Origin of the sequence: Kineococcus gurbantunggutensis (genome assembly GCF_050871925.1) — a bacterium.
In the GTDB taxonomy this organism is placed as follows: Bacteria; Actinomycetota; Actinomycetes; order Actinomycetales; family Kineococcaceae; genus Kineococcus.
Window position 1 is genome coordinate 1 of the sequence record NZ_JBJLSG010000110.1, and the last position, 16,487, is coordinate 16,487.

Annotated in this window: 11 protein-coding genes; 6 read left to right on the top strand and 5 right to left on the bottom strand. The window is 77.1% G+C overall.

Annotation, left to right across the window (positions count from 1 at the left end):
• Positions 1-161: 161 nt before the first annotated feature.
• Positions 162-2,066: a phosphoenolpyruvate carboxykinase (GTP) gene (locus tag ACRYR7_RS17805; RefSeq protein WP_432573458.1), complete on the bottom strand. Its 1,905-nt coding sequence runs from the start codon at positions 2,064-2,066 to the stop codon at positions 162-164.
• 174 nt (positions 2,067-2,240) lie between these two features.
• Here ACRYR7_RS17805 and ACRYR7_RS17810 point away from each other — a divergent pair, with 174 nt between their 5' ends.
• From ACRYR7_RS17810 to egtD, 5 genes are all read left to right on the top strand, one after another.
• Positions 2,241-3,758, top strand: a complete 1,518-nt coding sequence (locus ACRYR7_RS17810; RefSeq protein ID WP_432573459.1) for a helix-turn-helix domain-containing protein — start codon at positions 2,241-2,243, stop codon at positions 3,756-3,758.
• A 124-nt stretch (positions 3,759-3,882) separates the two neighbouring features.
• A complete protein-coding gene (locus ACRYR7_RS17815; RefSeq protein WP_432573451.1) occupies positions 3,883-5,115 on the top strand; it encodes a glutamate-cysteine ligase family protein in 1,233 nt (410 codons plus the stop codon).
• On the top strand, positions 5,112-6,467 hold the full coding sequence (egtB, locus tag ACRYR7_RS17820) for an ergothioneine biosynthesis protein EgtB (RefSeq protein ID WP_432573452.1): 1,356 nt from the start codon (positions 5,112-5,114) through the stop codon (positions 6,465-6,467). The genes ACRYR7_RS17815 and egtB overlap by 4 nt, the downstream gene beginning before the upstream one ends.
• A complete protein-coding gene (egtC, locus tag ACRYR7_RS17825; protein ID WP_432573453.1) occupies positions 6,468-7,166 on the top strand; it encodes an ergothioneine biosynthesis protein EgtC in 699 nt (232 codons plus the stop codon).
• A 44-nt stretch (positions 7,167-7,210) separates the two neighbouring features.
• On the top strand, positions 7,211-8,182 hold the full coding sequence (egtD, locus tag ACRYR7_RS17830; RefSeq protein WP_432573460.1) for an L-histidine N(alpha)-methyltransferase: 972 nt from the start codon (positions 7,211-7,213) through the stop codon (positions 8,180-8,182).
• A 445-nt stretch (positions 8,183-8,627) separates the two neighbouring features.
• Here egtD and ACRYR7_RS17835 read toward each other — a convergent pair whose 3' ends face one another.
• The 4 genes from ACRYR7_RS17835 to ACRYR7_RS17850 form a co-directional block, all read right to left on the bottom strand.
• Positions 8,628-9,041: a globin gene (locus tag ACRYR7_RS17835; RefSeq protein ID WP_432573461.1), complete on the bottom strand. Its 414-nt coding sequence runs from the start codon at positions 9,039-9,041 to the stop codon at positions 8,628-8,630.
• 32 nt (positions 9,042-9,073) lie between these two features.
• Positions 9,074-10,639, bottom strand: a complete 1,566-nt coding sequence (locus tag ACRYR7_RS17840) for an SDR family oxidoreductase (protein ID WP_432573454.1) — start codon at positions 10,637-10,639, stop codon at positions 9,074-9,076.
• A 123-nt stretch (positions 10,640-10,762) separates the two neighbouring features.
• Positions 10,763-11,887 (bottom strand): mechanosensitive ion channel family protein, encoded by a 1,125-nt coding sequence (locus ACRYR7_RS17845; RefSeq protein WP_432573455.1) that lies wholly within the window; start codon positions 11,885-11,887, stop codon positions 10,763-10,765.
• An 82-nt stretch (positions 11,888-11,969) separates the two neighbouring features.
• Positions 11,970-14,102, bottom strand: a complete 2,133-nt coding sequence (locus ACRYR7_RS17850; protein WP_432573456.1) for a prolyl oligopeptidase family serine peptidase — start codon at positions 14,100-14,102, stop codon at positions 11,970-11,972.
• 162 nt (positions 14,103-14,264) lie between these two features.
• Between ACRYR7_RS17850 and malQ the strand changes: the two genes are divergently transcribed.
• On the top strand, positions 14,265-16,487 hold a 2,223-nt coding region (gene malQ / locus ACRYR7_RS17855), incomplete at its 3' end, for a 4-alpha-glucanotransferase (RefSeq protein WP_432573457.1).

Consider the following 16,487-nt stretch of genomic DNA (forward strand, 5'->3'; position numbering starts at 1 on the left):
CCCCCCCGCCCCCCCCCCCCCCCCCCCCCCCCCCCCCCCCCCCCCCCCCCCCCCCCCCCCCCCCCCCCCCCCCCCCCCCCCCCCCCCCGCCCCCCCCCGCCCCCCCCCCCCCCCCCCCCCCCCCCCCCCCCCCCCCCCCCCCCCCCCCCCCCCACGGCGGATCAGAGGGCCCGCTCGCCGGCCAGGCGGTAGCGCAGCAGGTCCAGGTGGCCGGTGATCTCCGCCGGCAGGCGCGTGCCGAAGCGCGCGAAGTACTCCTCCAGGTGGTCGGCCTCGGCCAGCCAGGCGCCGGCGTCGACGGCGAACAGCTCCGCCAGGTCCGCCTCGGGCAGGTCCAGGCCCCGCAGGTCCAGCGCGCCGTCGGCGGGCACGTTGCCCAGCGGCGTGAACCGGGCGCCGGCCGTCCCCTCCAGGCGCCGGCAGACCCACTCCAGCACGCGGGAGTTCTCGCCGAAACCGGGCCACAGGAAGCGGCCGTCCTCGCCGCGGCGGAACCAGTTCACCGAGTACACCCGCGGCAGGCCCGCCGCCGGCAGGCGGTCGCGCATCGAGAGCCAGTGCGCGAAGTAGTCGCCCATGTGGTAGCCGGCGAAGGGCAGCATCGCGAACGGGTCGTGGCGCAACTGCCCCACGGTGCCCTCGGCGGCGGCGGTCTGCTCGCTGGAGACGGACGCGCCCATGAACACCCCCTGGCTCCAGTCCAGCGCCTCGGCCACCAGCGGCACGTTGCTGCGCCGGCGCCCGCCGAACAGGACCGCGTCGACCGGCACGCCCTCGGGGTCCTCGAACTCCTCCGCGATCGAGGGGCACTGCCGCGCCGCGACGGTGAAGCGGGCGTTGGGGTGCGCGGCGGTGCGGCCGGTGGCCGCGCCCAGCTCCGGCGTCCAGTCCCGGCCCCGCCAGTCCAGCAGGTGCGCCGGCGGCTCCTCGGTCATGCCCTCCCACCACACGTCGCCGTCGTCGGTGAGGGCGACGTTGGTGAAGATGACGTCCCGCTCGAGCATCCGCATCGCGGTGGGGTTCGTCGACCACCCGGTGCCGGGGGCGACGCCGAAGAAACCCGCCTCGGGGTTGATGGCGCGCAGCCGGCCGTCGGGGCCCGGGCGCATCCAGGCGATGTCGTCGCCGATGGTCTCCACCGTCCAGCCCGGCACGGTGGGGCGCAGCATCGCCAGGTTCGTCTTGCCGCAGGCGGAGGGGAACGCCGCCGCGAGGCGGAACACCCTCCCCTCCGGGCTGGTGACCCTCACCAGGAGCATGTGCTCGGCGAGCCAGCCCTCCTCGCGCGCCATCGCCGAGGCGATGCGCAGCGCGAAGCACTTCTTGCCCAGCAGCGCGTTGCCGCCGTAGCCGGAGCCGAAGGAGAAGATCTCGCGCGTCTCGGGGAAGTGCGCCACGTACTTCAGGTCGTTGCACGGCCAGGGCACGTCGGCGCGGGTGCGCCCGATGGGGTCCACGAGCGGGAAACCCACGCTGTGCACGGCGGGCACGAACGGCGTTCCGGGCGTCAGCGCGGCCAGCGCGGCCGAGCCCGTGCGGGTCATGGTGCGCATGCTCACCACGACGTAGGGGGAGTCGGTGACCTGCACGCCGAGCTGGGAGATCGGCCCGCCGACCGGCCCCATCGAGAACGGCACCACGTACATGGTGCGACCGCGCATGCAGCCGCTGAACACCCCGGCCAGCTCCTCGCGCAGCGCGTCGGGGTCGCGCCAGTTGTTCGTGGGGCCGGCGTCCTCGCGGCGGCGGGAGGCGATGAACGTGCGGTTCTCCACCCGGGCCACGTCGGAGGGGGCCGAGCGCGCCAGGAAGCTGCCCGGGCGCTTGGCCGGGTTCAGCGCGAGCAGGGTGCCGGAGGCGACCATCTGCGCGGTGAGCCGGTCGAACTCCTCCTGCGAGCCGTCGCACCACACGACCTCGTCGGGCTGGGTGAGGCGGGCGGTGTCGCGCACCCACGCCAGCAGGGCCGGGTTCGTCGTCGGCGCCCCCGCCAGGCGCGGGGCGTCCAGGTCCACGAACGACGCCGGCGCGGGCCCCGTCGTCCCGACGGCGGTCACGGGGGTCATCTCGGTCGTCACGGCGGCGCTCCTCGCGGTCGGCGGTGGTGCGGCGGTCTGCCTCGGTGGCTTCACGATGGCGGCGCCCGCGACCCCCTCACAAGCAGGAAGCGCTGTGAAGATCGGCCGTTCTTCACCTACTGTGAAGTCGTGTCCCCGTTGCGCGTCGCGGCGCTGGAGCCGCTGTCCGAGACGTCCACCGCCGAGGCCGCCGGACCGCGGGGCCTGGACGCCCTGTCCGTGGGCCGGCGCATCCGCCACCACCGCCGCGAGCGCGGCCTGACCCTGGCGCAGCTGGGGGAGGCGGTGGGCACGGCGCAGTCCCTGCTCTCGCAGGTGGAGAACGGCAAGCGCGAACCGCGCCTGTCGCTCATCGCCGCCGTCGCCGGCGCGCTGGGCGTCACCCCCGCGGACCTGCTGGACCCCGCTCCGCCCCCCACCCGCCGGGCGGCGCTGGAGATCGAGCTGGAGCAGGCCCAGCGCAGCCCGCTCGTGCGCTCGCTGGGGCTGCCGCAGGTCTCCGCCGGGCGCAAGCTGCCCCCCGACGCGCTGGAGGCGCTCGTGGCGCTGCACCGCGAGCTGGCCCGCCGGCACGACGCCGCCAACGCCACCCCCGAGGAGGCCCGCCGCGCCAACACCCGCATCCGGCTGCTCATGCGGGCGGTGGACAACCACCTGCCCGAGGTGGAGGAGGTCGCCGAGGACCTCGTGCGCTCCGCCGGGTACACCGTCGGCGCGCTCACCCACCGCCAGGTCGCCCGCATGGCCCAGGACCTGGGTTTCTCCCTCATCCACGTGGAGGACCTGCCGCACTCCACCCGCACGGTCACCGACCTGGTCAACGGCCGCATCTACCTGCCGCCGGCCTCGATCCCCGGCGGGCACGGCCTGCGCTCCCTGGCGCTGCAGGCCATCGCGCACCGCGTCCTGGGCCACGAGCGCCCCGCCAGCTACGCGCAGTTCCTGCGCCAGCGCCTGGAGATCAACTACTTCGCCGCGTGCTGCCTGCTGCCGCGCAGCGCCGCGGTGCAGTTCCTCTCCGCCGCCAAGGCCGACAAGGACCTCGCGGTGGAGGACTTCCGCGACGCGTTCGGCGTCACCCACGAGGCCGCCGCGCACCGGCTGACGAACCTGCTCACCTCGCACCTGGGAATCCCCGTGCACTTCCTGCGCGTGGGCGACGACGGCGCCCTGTACCGCGGGTACGAGAACGACGGCGTGCCCTTCCCGCAGGACTCCTCCGGCGCCATCGAGGGCCAGCCGGTGTGCCGGCGCTGGACGGCGCGCACCGTGTTCGAGGTGCGCAACCGCACCACGGAGAACTACCAGTACACCGACACCCCGGCGGGCACGTTCTGGTGCTCCAGCCAGACCGGCTCCGCCGACGGCGGCGGTTTCTCCATCACCGTGGGGGTGCCGTACGCGCACGCGAAGTGGTTCCGCGGCCGCGACACGCGGGTGCGCCGGCGCAGCCGCTGCCCGGACGCCTCGTGCTGCCGGCGCCCCCCGGCGGAGCTGGAGCGGCGCTGGGCCGACGCGGCCTGGCCCAGCGCCCGCCTGCACGCGCAGACCCTCGCCCCGCTGCCCTCGGGCCGCTTCCCCGGCGTGGACGACAGCGAGGTCTACCGCTTCCTGGCCGAGCACGCCCCCCGCGAGGACGCCGACGGCGCCGCGGGCGCCGGGGGACCCGCCGGCCCCTGAGCGGGGGGTGCTCTTGCCCGTGCCCGGGGCGCGTGCGACGCTCCGGGCGAGGCCACGAACGGTGGCCCCACGCCGACCCGCGGCTCCGTGAGGAGCCGGTCCGGACCTGGAAGGGGCCTTGCCCGTGCTGTCCTCCGTCGAGCAGACGGCCGGGGACGCGGGGGACGCAGAGCGTCCCCTCGACGTCGCCGCCGTGCACCACCACGTCGCCGCCGCCGCCCTGCGCGCCGGGACTCCCGGCACCGTCGGGCTGGAGCTGGAGCGCCACGCCGTCGACCTCGCCGCTCCCGGCCGGCGCGTCGCCTGGGACCGCCTCACCGGCGCCCTGCGCGGCGTCGTGCCGCCCGCCGGCTCCCGCCTCACCCTCGAACCCGGCGGCCAGGTGGAGCTGTCCACCCCGCCGCTGCCCGGCGCCGAGGCCGCCGTGGAGGCGCTGCGCCGCGACGCCGCGCACGTCGACGCCGTCCTCGCCGCCGACGGGATCGCCCTGCTGAGCACCGGCACCGACCTGGTCCGCGAGCCCGTGCGCGTCAACCCCGGCTCGCGCTACGCCGCGATGGCCGAGCACTTCGCCGCCGTGGGCCACGGCGCCGACGGCGCGGCGATGATGTGCTCCACCGCCTCCCTGCAGGTCAACCTCGAAGCCGGCCCGCCGCACCGCTGGGCGCAGCGCCTGGCCCACCTGCACCGGCTGCTGCCCGTCCTGGCCGCGCTCGGCGCGAGCAGCCCGCTGCTGGCCGGGCGCGCCGACGGCACCGCCTCCACCCGCCAGGGCGTGTGGCGGCGGCTGGAGCCGGGCCGCTGCACCCGCCCCGGCGGCGGCGGGACCGACCCCGCCGGGGAGTGGGCCGCCTTCGCCCTCGCCGCGCCCGTCATGCTCGTGCGCGACGGCGAGCACGCCCCCTGCCGGCCCGTGCTGGAGCCGGTCACCCTCGCCGACTGGGCCGGCGGGCGCCGGCCGCTGCACGCGCGGCCGCCCACCGCCGCCGACGTCGACCTGCACCTGAGCACCCTGTGGCCGCCGGTGCGCCTGCGCGGCTTCCTGGAGGTGCGCGTGCTGGACGCCGTGCCCGCCGCGTGGTGGCCGGGGCTGGCCGCCGTGGTGGCCGCCCTCGTCGACGACGAGCGCGCCGCCGACGCCGCCGCCGCGGTGCTCGACGAGGCCGGCGACCACCCCGTCCGCGCGGCCGCCGCCGTCGTGGAGGCCGCCGTGCCCGCCGTGCCCGAGGCCCTGCGCGGCTGCGCGGCCGCCTGGGCCGAGCTGACCGCCGCCGGGCGCACCCCGGCCGACCTCGTGACCGAGCGGGCCCGCCGCAGCGGGCCGGCCGCCTGCCTGACCGCGGAGGAGCTGCGATGACCCACACCGACACCGGCACCACCACCGCCGGCGGCACCGCTGGCACCGGCGGCACCGGCACCACCGGTCCCGCCGCGGACCTGCGGGCGGCCGTGGACGCCCTGGAGTCCGCCCGCCGCTCCACCCTGGCCCTCACCGACTTCGACGACGCCGAGCTGACCGCCCAGCACTCCCCGCTGATGAGCCCGCTCGTGTGGGACCTCGCCCACGTCGGCCAGCAGGAGGAGCAGTGGCTGCTGCAGGTGGCCGACCCCGACCGCGACCCCGTCTTCCACCCCGCGATCGCCTGCCTCTACGACGCCTTCGAGCACCCCCGCGCCACCCGCACGCAGCTGCCGCTGCTCGACGCGCGCGCCTCCCGCCGCGCCCTGGCCGACGTGCGCGCCCGCGTCCTGGACGCCCTCGCCGCGAGCACCCCCGAGCGCTCCGCGTTCACCGCCGCGATGGTCGCCCAGCACGAGCACCAGCACGACGAGACGATGCTCGCCACCCACGGCCTGCGCGCCGGCGCCCCGCTGCTGACCCCCGCGCCCACCCCGCCCGGGCGGCCCGTGCCCGCCGGGTCCGTCCTCGTGCCCGCCGGGCCGTTCCTCCTCGGCGCCGACCCCGCCGACGAGCCGTGGGCGCTGGACAACGAGACGCCCCGGCACGAGGTGCACGTGCCCGCCTTCCGCATCGGCCGCGTGCCCGTCACCAACGCCGAGTGGGCCGGTTTCGTCGCCGCCGGCGGCTACGACGACCCGCGGCTGTGGACGGGCACCGGCTGGGCGCACCGCGTCGCCGCCGGCCTGCGCGCGCCGCTGTCGTGGGAACCGGACGGCGCCGGGTGGTTCACGCACCGCCGCTTCGGCGTCGTGCGCGCCGTGGACCCCGCCGAACCCGTGCAGCACGTGGACTTCCACGAGGCGCAGGCGTACGCGCGCTGGGCCGGGGCCCGCCTGCCCACCGAGGTGGAGTGGGAGAAGGCGTGCGCGTGGGACCCCGCGACCGGCCGCCGCCGCCGCTGGCCGTGGGGCCAGGCGCCCGCCACCGCCGAGCGCGCCAACCTCGGCGGCACCGCCCTGGGCCCCGCGCAGGTCGGCGCCTACCCCGCCGGCGCCTCGGCCTACGGCGCGGAGCAGATGATCGGCGACGTGTGGGAGTGGACGACGTCCCGCTTCGAGCCGTGGCCGGGTTTCTCCCCGATGCTCTACGACACCTACTCCGCGCCGTTCTTCGGCGGCGACTACCGCGTCCTGCGCGGCGGGGCGTGGGCCACCGCGCCCGCCGCCGTGCGCCCCTCGTTCCGCAACTGGGACCACCCGGTGCGCCGGCAGGTCTTCACCGGCGTGCGCCTGGCCTGGGACGCCTGAGTGTGCCGCCACCTCGCCTGGACCGGTGAACCGCGCACCCTCGCCGGGCTGCTGCTCGACCCCGAGCACGGGCTGCTGCGGCAGAGCTGGGCCCCGCGCCGGCAGGCCCACGGCACCGTCAACGCCGACGGCTGGGGCGTCGGCTGGTACAGCCCCGCGCGCCCCGAACCCGCCCGCTGGCGCGGCGCGCGCCCGCTGTGGGCGGAGGCCTCGCTGGCCTCCGTGGCCCCGCACGTCTCCTCCGGGTGCGTGCTCGCCGCCGTGCGCAGCGCCACCGTCGGCATGCCCGGCGACGAGAGCGCCTGCGCGCCGTTCACGCGCGGGCGGTACCTGCTCTCCCACAACGGCGTCGTGGACCGGGCCGTGCTGCCCGCCTCGGCGTGGCCGGCGGCGGAGTCCGTCTGCGACAGCGCCGTCCTGGCCGCCCACCTGCTCGCCGCCCCCTACGAGCTCGGCGCGCGCGTCGCCGCCGTCGGCGCCGCCGACCCGCGCGCCCGCCTCAACGTCCTGCTCACCGACGGCGAGCGCGTCCTGGCCACCGCCTGGGGCGACACCCTCAGCGTGCTGCGCACCCCCGCCGGCGTCGCGCTGGCCAGCGAGCCCTTCGACGACGACCCCCGCTGGTGCGACGTGCCCGACCGCACCCTCGTGACCGCGACGCCCGCCGGCGTCGAGCTGACCCCCCTGGAGACGACGTGAGCACCACCCCCACCACCAGCGGCGCCACCAGCGGCGCCGGTGCGCTGCCCCTCGTCCTCGAGCGGCACCTCACGCCCGACGTCCTCGCGCGGGCCCTGCGCAGCGACGTGCGCGCCGGGCTGAGCGCGACCCCGAAGACGCTGCCCTCCAAGTGGTTCTACGACGAGCGCGGCAGCCGCCTGTTCGACGAGATCACCCGCCTGCCCGAGTACTACCCGACCCGGCGCGAGCGGGCGCTGCTCGAACGCGTCGCCGGCGAGGTCGCCACCGCCACCGGCGCCGACACCCTCGTCGAGCTCGGCAGCGGCACCAGCGAGAAGACCCGCCTGCTGCTCGACGCCCTCGCCGCCGCCGGGACCCTGCGCCGGTTCGTGCCGTTCGACGTCGACGCCGTCGTGCTCGGCGAGGCCGGTTCCGCCGTGGCGGCCGAGCACCCCGGCGTGGCCGTGCACGCCGTCGTCGGCGACTTCGAGCAGCACCTGGACCGCCTGCCCCGCGGCGGCCGCCGCCTCGTCGCCTTCCTCGGCTCCACCATCGGCAACCTCGAACCCGCCGGGCGGGCGCGCTTCCTCGCCTCCCTGGCCGCCACCCTCGCCCCCGGCGACGCCCTCCTGCTCGGCACCGACCTCGTCAAGGACACCGCGCGCCTGCTCGCCGCCTACGACGACGCCGCCGGCGTGACCGCGGAGTTCAACAAGAACGTCCTGCGCGTGATCGACCGCGAGCTCGGCGCGGACCTCGACCCCGACGACTTCGACCACGTCGCCGCCTGGGTGCCCGAGCACGAGCGCGTCGAGATGCGCCTGCGCGCCCGCCGGGCCCTCACGGTCCGCGTCCGCGCGCTCGACCTGGAGGTGCCCTTCGCCGAGGGTGAGGAGCTGCGCACCGAGGTCTCCAGCAAGTTCCGCCGCGAGACCGTGCAGCGCGAGCTCGCCGCCGCCGGGCTGGAGCTGACCCGCTGGTGGGTGGACCCGCACGGCGACGTCGCGCTCAGCCTGGCCGTGCCCCGCTCCTGAGGTCCCTGCTCCGCCTGGCTTCGCGGGGTCGGGTCCGCGGGGCCGAGCGGGCCCGCGTGGTCGGGTTGGTGGCCTGCGGCGGGTGGGGCGCTCGGCTCTCCGCCCGCTGCCGGGTGCACCACCGCGCCCGGGTGCTGCGGGCGGGCTCCGGACGCCGAGCGCCCTACCCGCCTCCGGCCCGTTCCGGCGCTGCGGTCCCGCGGTGACCCCCGTACCTGCCGTGATCGTGCACGGTTGAGGACCGGACCGTGCACGATCACGGTGACCGAGGAAGTTGCCACTTCCTCGGTCACGGCAGGCGAGGTGTGAGGCCGAGAGCGGGGCTGCGCACGAGGTGGGCTCAGAGGGTGACGGGGCACCACGGCTCCCGGGCGCGAACCCGCTCACCGGGCGAGAACCCGACCAGCGATCGAGAACCGGGAAGCCGGCCCGAGGAGCCGACCCCTCAGTCCTCGAACGTGTTGAGCATGCTGTGCGCCGCGCGCTCCAGGTAGTCCCACAGCAGGCCGTGCTGGGCCGGCGGCAGGTCGAGGGAGTCCACGGCGACGCGCATGTGCGCCAGCCAGCGGTCGCGCGCGTCGGGGTTGACCTTGAAGGGGGCGTGCCGCATGCGCAGGCGCGGGTGGCCGCGCTGCTCGGAGTACGTGGTCGGCCCGCCCCAGTACTGCTCCAGGAACATCCGCAGCCGCTCCCTGGCGGGGCCCAGGTCCGCCTCGGGGTACAGCGGGCGCAGCACCTCGTCGGCGGCGACGCCGTCGTAGAAGACGTCCACGAGGCGCACGAACGTCTCGTGGCCGCCGACCTCGTCGTAGAAGGTGACCGTCCCGCCGCCGGGTCCGGCGGGCTTGCGCCCGAGCAGGTTCTGCGGTCGCACGAGGGGCTCGTCTGGGCTCACGCCACCAGTGTCGCCCCTGCCGGCGCCCCCTCCGCGCGCGCCGCCGCCTCGGCGGTGCTCTTCACGTTGCGCTGCATGCCGCCGAAGACGACGTCGTGGAACGGGCTGATCGCCGCCCAGTACGCCTGCCCGGCCAGGCCCTTGGGGTGGAACAGCGCGCGCTGGCGGAACAGCGTGCGCCCCACGGCGTCGGTCTCCACGCGCAGGTCCAGCCACGCCAGGCCCGGTAGGCGCATCTCCGCGCGCAGCCGCAGCAGCCGGTCCTCCTCGCGCTCCTCCACGCGCCACCAGTCCACCGCGTCGCCCACCATGAGGCGGTGCGGGTCGCGCCGGCCGCGGCGCAGGCCGGGGCCGCCGGAGAAGCGGTCCATCACCCCGCGCACCGCCCACGCCATGGGCCAGGAGTACCAGCCCTTCTCGCCGCCGATGCCCTCCAGCACGCGCCACAGCACGTGCGCGGGGGCGTCGACCACCGTGGTGCGCTCGTCCACGTACAGGTTCCCGCCGGCCCAGTCCGGGTCGGAGGGCAGCGGGTCGCTGGGGGCGCCGGGCACCGACGCGCTCGACCAGCGCGTCGCCACGTTGGCCTCCTGCACGCGCTGCAGCGCCAGGCGCACCGCCTCGCGGAACCCGATGAGGCCCTCGGGGGGGTCGGGCACGTACCGCGCGATGTCGTGCTCCTTGCACACCACCTCGTGCACCATGCTCTCCACCAGGGGCCGGGCGATCTCCTTGGGCACCGGTGTGACGACGCCGACCCAGTGGCTGGACAGGCGCGGGGACATCACCTCCACCGGCAGCACGCGGCGCTTGGGCAGCCCCGCCACCTCGGCGTAGCCGCGCATCATGTCCAGGTACGTCATGACGTCGGGGCCGCCGATGTCGAAGGCCCTGTTCACGTCGGCGGGCATGTCCGCCGAGCCCACCAGGTAGCGCAGCACGTCGCGCACGGCGATCGGCTGGATGCGGTTGCCCACCCACTTCGGGCACACCATCGCCGGCAGCCGCTCGGTCAGGTAGCGCATCATCTCGAAGCTCGCCGAGCCCGAGCCGAGGATCACCGCGGCGCGCAGCACGGTCGTCGGCACGGGGGAGTCCAGCAGGATCTCGCCGACCTCCCGGCGCGACTCCATGTGCGTGGAGAGCTCCTCGCCCTCCGGGTACAGCCCGCCGAGGTACACCACGCGGCCCACCCGCTGCGCGGTGGCCGCGCGCGCGAAGGTGCGCGCCGTGCGCCGGTCCTCCGCGGAGAACGAGGCGCCGCTGCTCATGGCGTGGATCAGGTAGTACGCGACGTCCACGCCCTCCAGGGCCGGGCCGATCGCCCCGGCGTCGGAGGCGTCCGCGCCCACGACCTCCACGTCGTCGATCCACGGGCGGTCCCGCAGCGCCTCCGGGCGGCGCGCCACCGCCCGCACGCGGAAGCCCGCCGCGAGCAGCTCGGGCACCAGCCGGCCGCCGATGTAGCCGCTGACGCCGGTCACCAGCGCCAGGCGGCCCCCGCCGTCGCCGACCTCGTGGGCGTTCTCCAGGGGGGCCCCGTCCGGGGTGTCGTCGTACACGCGGTCAGTGTCGGCCCCGCCCGACCGGCCCGCGACCCGGTGGGTGCGCCCGCGCCGGGGTGCTCGCCCGGCACCGCGGTCCCGGGCGCGAGCGCGACCCGCGACCCCCGGGGCCGGGGGCCCTCACACGCCGCGCCGCACCGACTCCGGGTCCGCGTTCGCCGTGGTCTCCGCCGACACGTCCGCCTCGCTGGGCGGCGGGGGGTGCGAGCCGGCCGCGGCGGCCGGGTCCGCGGGGGCGGCCGGCCGCTGCGGCGCGCGCTCGCCGTCGCGGCGCAGCCACACGGTGCTCTGCGGGTACGGGAACTCGATGCCCTCGGCGTCGAAGGCCGCCTTGATGCGCCGGCGCAGCTCGCGCTGCACGGCCCACTGCTGCAGCGGGGCGGTCTTGACCACCAGGCGCAGCACGATGCCGTCGGCGGCCATCTGCTCCACGCCCCACACCTCGGGGCGCTCCAGCACCAGCTCCTTCCAGTCCTCCTCCTCCACCAGGGCGTCGCCGAGGTCCTGCAGGATGTCCTGCACGTGCGCGACGTCGGAGCCGTAGGTGACGGAGACGTCGAGGACGGCGCGCGCCCAGCCCTGGCTCTGGTTGCCCACGCGCAGGATCTCGCCGTTGCGCACGTACCAGACGGTGCCCTGCACGTCGCGCAGCCGCGTCACGCGCAGCCCCACCGCCTCCACGGTGCCGGTGGCGTCGCCGAGGTCGACGACGTCGCCGACGCCGTACTGGTCCTCGGCGAGCATGAAGAACCCCGACAGGAAGTCCTTCACCAGCGCCTGGGCGCCGAAGCCGATGGCCACGCCGGCGATCCCGGCCGAGGCCAGGAACGGGGCGATGGACACCCCGAGCACGTCGAGCACCGACATCACCGCGGTGACGCCCAGCACGAGCGTGGTGGCGCTCTTGAGCACCGAGGCGATCGTGCCGGCGCGCTGCTCGCGCCGCTCCGACAGCAGCGGGGAGGACTCCAGCAGGCCGTGCTGGCGGCCGCGCCCGCCCAGCCTGCTGGCCCCGGAGGCGATGCCCGCGGCGACGTGGTCGATCAGGCGCAGCAGCAGGTAGCGCGCCACGAAGCACACCAGCAGGGCGATGACGATCTTCAGCGGCTTGTCGAGCAGGAAGTCGACGGCCGTGCGCGCGGTCTCGCCCGCGTCGGCGGTGCCGGTGCTCAGCGCGGTGGACAGGTCCTCACCGGCGCCGGCGGTGCCGGTGCCGGTGCTCGGGGCGGTGGGCGTGGCGGCCACGGGGTGCGGGTGCTCCTTCTCCCTCGGGTGCGGGTGCGGGTGCGGGTGCGGGTGCGGGTGCGGGGTGCGGGTGCGGGCGGGGTCAGGACAGGTCGAGGCCGGTGGCGGCCGCGGCGAAGGCGAGGGTGTCGCGCACCAGGCCGGCGCTGCGCGAGACCGAGCGGGCGCCGTGCCCCACGTCGCCCTCGCGGCGCAGCAGCACCGGCCGCCCCGAGGAGGTGGCGTGCTGCAGCGCCGCGCACAGCTTGCGCGCGTGCAGCGGGTCCACCCGCGAGTCGCCGTCGAACACGGTGAACAGCACCGCCGGGTACGCGGTGCCCTCCACCACCCGGTGGTACGGCGAGTACGACAGCAGCCAGCGCAGCTCCTGCGGGTCGGCGGCCGTGCCGTACTCGTCGTTCCAGGTGGCGCCCAGGCCGTGCTGCTCGTAGCGCACCATGTCCAGCAGCGGCGCGGAGCACACCACGCCCGCGAACAGCTGCGGCTGCTGCGTCAGGGCCGCGCCCACGAGCAGGCCGCCGTTGGAGCCGCCGTGCACGCACAGCCGCTCGTGCGTCGTCCAGCCCTGCTCCACGAGGAACCTCGCCGCGGCGTGGAAGTCGTCGAAGACGTTCTGCTTGTGCTCGCGCATCCCGGCGCGGTGCCAGTCCTCGCCCTCCTCGCCGCCGCCGCGCAGGTTCGCCACGGCGTACACCCCGCCGGCCTCCACCCACGCCAGCGCGTCCGGCGCGTAGTGCGGGGCCAGGCTGATGCCGAAGCCGCCGTAGCCGTACAGGATCGCCGGGGCCGCGGCGCGGGGGCGGCCGTCCTCGTCGAGGGCGTCGGTGCGCACCGTCAGCTGCAGGCGCACCGCGGTGCCGTCGTCGCTGCGGTACTCCAGCAGCCGGCTCGTCACCGCCGGCACCTCCACGGCGCCGGGCGGGGCGGCGTCCAGGGACAGCGAGCCGTCGCGGGCGTCGTAGCGGTGCACGTGGGTGGGCGTGGTGGCGTCGGTGTAGCCGAACCACACCTCGTGCCCGCCCTCGGGCCGGGTCACCAGGCCGCCCACCGCGCCGGTGCCGGGCAGCTCGATCGTCCCGGCCGCGCCCTCCAGGCGCCGCCCGCCCGCCAGCTCGTGCACGGACAGCGAGGAGACGGCGTGCCGGGTCCAGCCCACCACGAGCAGCGGCTCGTCCAGCCCGGGGCCGTCCAGGACGGCGACGTCCTCCAGCAGCGCGTCCTCCGCCTGCGGCACCAGGTCGCGCCAACCCTCCACGCCCGGCGCGGCGGGGTCGGCCACCGCCAGGCGCCCGCGCGGGGCGTCCAGGTCGGTCAGCAGGTACAGCCGCCCGTCGCGGCCCACCCACGCGCTGGTCTGCGCGTCGCGGCCGGTGACGACCTCCCGCAGCACCGGGGCCTGCGGGTCGCAGGCCGACAGGTCGGCGATCCACACGTCGTCGCGCGGCGCGGTGCCGTCGGAGGCGCTGACGACCAGCCAGCGCCCGTCGCGCGAGGTCCACACGCCGTAGTAGTTCGTCATCGACATCCCCGCGCCGAAGACCTCCACGTCCCCGGCGGGGTCGGTGCCCACCCGGTGCAGGTACACCCGCCGGTGGTACTGCCGCTCGGCCTCGGGCAGCTGCTCCGGCGGCAGCCGGCGCACGTAGTAGAACGCGCGCGGCTCGCCCTCGCGGGCGGGCAGCCACGCCACGGGGGAGTAGCGCGCCCGGTCCAGCGGGCCGTCGACGACCTCGCCGGTGGCCACGTCCAGCACCCGCAGCACGCTCTCCTCGCTGCCGCCCTCGGAGACCTGGTACGCCAGCAGGTCGCCCTCCACGCTGGGGCGCCAGGAGTCCAGCGTCGTGGTGCCCGAGGGGTCCAGCGCCACGGGGTCCACCAGCACCCGCTCGCCGGCGCCGGGCGCGTCGGTCACCCGCAGCACCGCGTGCTCGGCGCCGGGGTCGCGCCGGCTGCGGAAGACGCGCTGCCCGCGGTGCACCGGGGCGCCCACCGCGCCGGTGCCCATCAGCTCGCGCACCCGGCGCTCCAGGCGCTGCCGGCCCGGCAGCCCGGCGGCGAATCCCTCCCACGCCTCGTCCTGCCACGCGGACCACGCGCGGGTGCGCGGGTCGTCGGCGTCCTCCAGCCAGCGGTAGGGGTCGGCGACCGGGACGCCGTGCAGGTCCTCCACCAGGTCCAGGCGCGGGGCGGGCGGGGCGCTGCGGGGGCTGCTCATGGACGCCCACCCTAGGAGCCGCGGGCACCGCCCGGGCGCAGCGGCGCCGCACCCGGGCCGCGCCGCCGCCGCACCGCCGCCGCACCGCCGCGTCCCGGCCCCCGCCGCCGCCCCGCCCGCGTGGACGGGCCGGGAGGGGCGCGCTCTGGCAGAGTCGTCGCCGTGCCGTCAGACCACCCGCGCACCACCCCCGCCGACCGCCCGGGCCCCCAGCTCCTCGAGCTGGCCTCCGCCTGCGGCGTCGCCACCCGGTTCACCGACTGGCAGGGCGAGGAGACCGCCGTCCGCCGCTCCACCATCGAGGCGGTCCTGACCGCGATGGGGCTGGACGTCTCCGGCCCCGACGCCGTCGACGCCGCCCTGCACGAGGTGAAGCTGCGGCCCTGGCGGCGCACCCTGCCGCCGGTCGTCGTCGCCCGCGAGGGCCGCACCCACGCGGTGCCGGTGCACGTGCCGCACGGCGACCCCGTCGAGCTGCTCGTGGAGCTCGAGGACGGCGGCTGGGCCGGGCTGCGCCAGCTGGACCGCTGGGTGGACCCCGTGCGCGTGGACGGCCGCCTCACCGGCCGCGCCACCTTCGAGGTGCCCGACGACCTGCCGCTGGGCTGGCACGTGCTGCGCGTGCACACCCCCTCCGGGGACACCACCTGCCCGCTCGTGGTGACCCCCGACGTCCTGGAGCTGCCCGAGGCGCTGCGGCGCGGGCGCAGCTGGGGCTACCAGTCCCAGCTGTACTCGGTGCGCTCCTCGCGGTCCTGGGGCGTCGGCGACCTCGCCGACCTGGGGGAGCTGGCCTCCTACGCCGCCGAGCGCGGCGCCGGGTGGGTGCTCGTCAACCCGCTGGCCGCCGCCTCGCCGGTGCCGCCGATGGAGCCCTCGCCGTACCTGCCGACCACGCGCCGCTTCTTCAACCCCGTCTACCTGCGGGTGGAGGACGTGCGCGAGGTCGCGTACCTGACGCCGGCCGACCGCGCCGCCGTGGAGGAGCTCGCCGCGAGCTGCCGCCCGGCCAACACCGACGCCGGCGAGATCGACCGCGACGCGGTGTGGGCCGCCAAGCGGCAGGCGCTGGAGGTCGTCTTCCGGCACGGGCGCACCCCCGCCCGCGAGGCCGCCTTCCGCCGCTACGTCGCCGAGGAGGACCCGGGCCTGACGGACTTCGCCACCTGGTGCGCCCTCGCCGAGCGCCACGGGCTGCCGGTGAGCGACTGGCCCGAGGAGGTCTCCAGCCCCGAGCGCGCCGCCGCCTCCGGCGCCGCCGCCGAGCTGAGCGGGCGCGTCGACTTCCACCGCTGGCTGCAGTGGCAGTGCGACGAGCAGCTGCGCACCGCGCAGGACCTCGCCACGGCCGCCGGCACCGGGCCGGGCATCGTCCACGACCTCGCCGTGGGCGTGCACCCCGACGGCGCCGACGTGTGGTCCCTGGGCGACGCGCTGGCGCACGGCGTCACCGTCGGCGCCCCGCCGGACGCCTTCAACCAGCAGGGGCAGGACTGGAGCCAGCCGCCGTGGCGGCCGGACCGCCTGGCCGAGGAGCAGTACGCGCCCTTCCGCGACATGGTCCGCACGATCCTGCGGCACGCCGGCGGCCTGCGCGTGGACCACGTCCTGGGCCTGTTCCGGCTGTGGTGGATCCCGCAGGGGGCGCCGGCCTCCGAGGGCACCTACGTGCGCCTGGACCACGAGGCCCTCATCGGGATCCTCGTGCTGGAGGCCCAGCGCGCCGGTGCCGTCGTCGTCGGCGAGGACCTGGGCACCGTCGAGCCGTGGGTGCGCGACTACCTCGCCGAGCGCGGCGTGCTGGGCAGCGCCGTGCTGTGGTTCGAGTACGACGGCTCCAGCCCACGCCGGCCCGAGGACTACCGCGAGCTGGCGATGGCCACCGTCACCGTGCACGACCTGCCGCCCACCGCCGGCTACCTGGCCCAGGAGCACGTCGCCCTGCGCGACCGGCTGGGGCTGCTGACGCGCCCTGCGGCCGAGGAGCGCGAGCGCGACCGCGCCGAGCAGGACCGCATCCTGGGCCTGGTGCGCGAGCGCGGCCTGCTGCGCGGGGGCGCCGGGGAGCAGCAGACCGTCGAGGCGCTGCACCGCTACCTGGCGCTGGCGCCCTCGCTGATGATCGGCGTGGCCCTCGTCGACGCCGTCGGCGACCGCCGCACGCAGAACCAGCCGGGCACCTCGCTGGAGTACCCGAACTGGAGGATGCCGCTGACCGGCCCCGACGGGCGGGTGGTGCTGCTGGACGACCTGCCCGGCGACGAGCGGGCCGCCTCGCTGGCGCGGGCCGTCGACGACGCCGTGGGGGGCGGGGGGGGCGGGGGGCGGGGCGCGGGCCGCGGGCCGGGCCGGGGGGGGGCGGGGCCCCGCCCTCCCCGCCCCCCC

Excerpts from the sequence above, each read along its gene's own strand:
- ACRYR7_RS17805 (WP_432573458.1), bottom strand. The coding sequence starts at position 2,066 with ATGACCCCCGTGACCGCCGTCGGGACGACGGGGCCCGCGCCGGCGTCG.
- egtB (WP_432573452.1), top strand. The coding sequence starts at position 5,112 with ATGACCCACACCGACACCGGCACCACCACCGCCGGCGGCACCGCTGGC.
- ACRYR7_RS17850 (WP_432573456.1), bottom strand. The coding sequence starts at position 14,102 with ATGAGCAGCCCCCGCAGCGCCCCGCCCGCCCCGCGCCTGGACCTGGTG.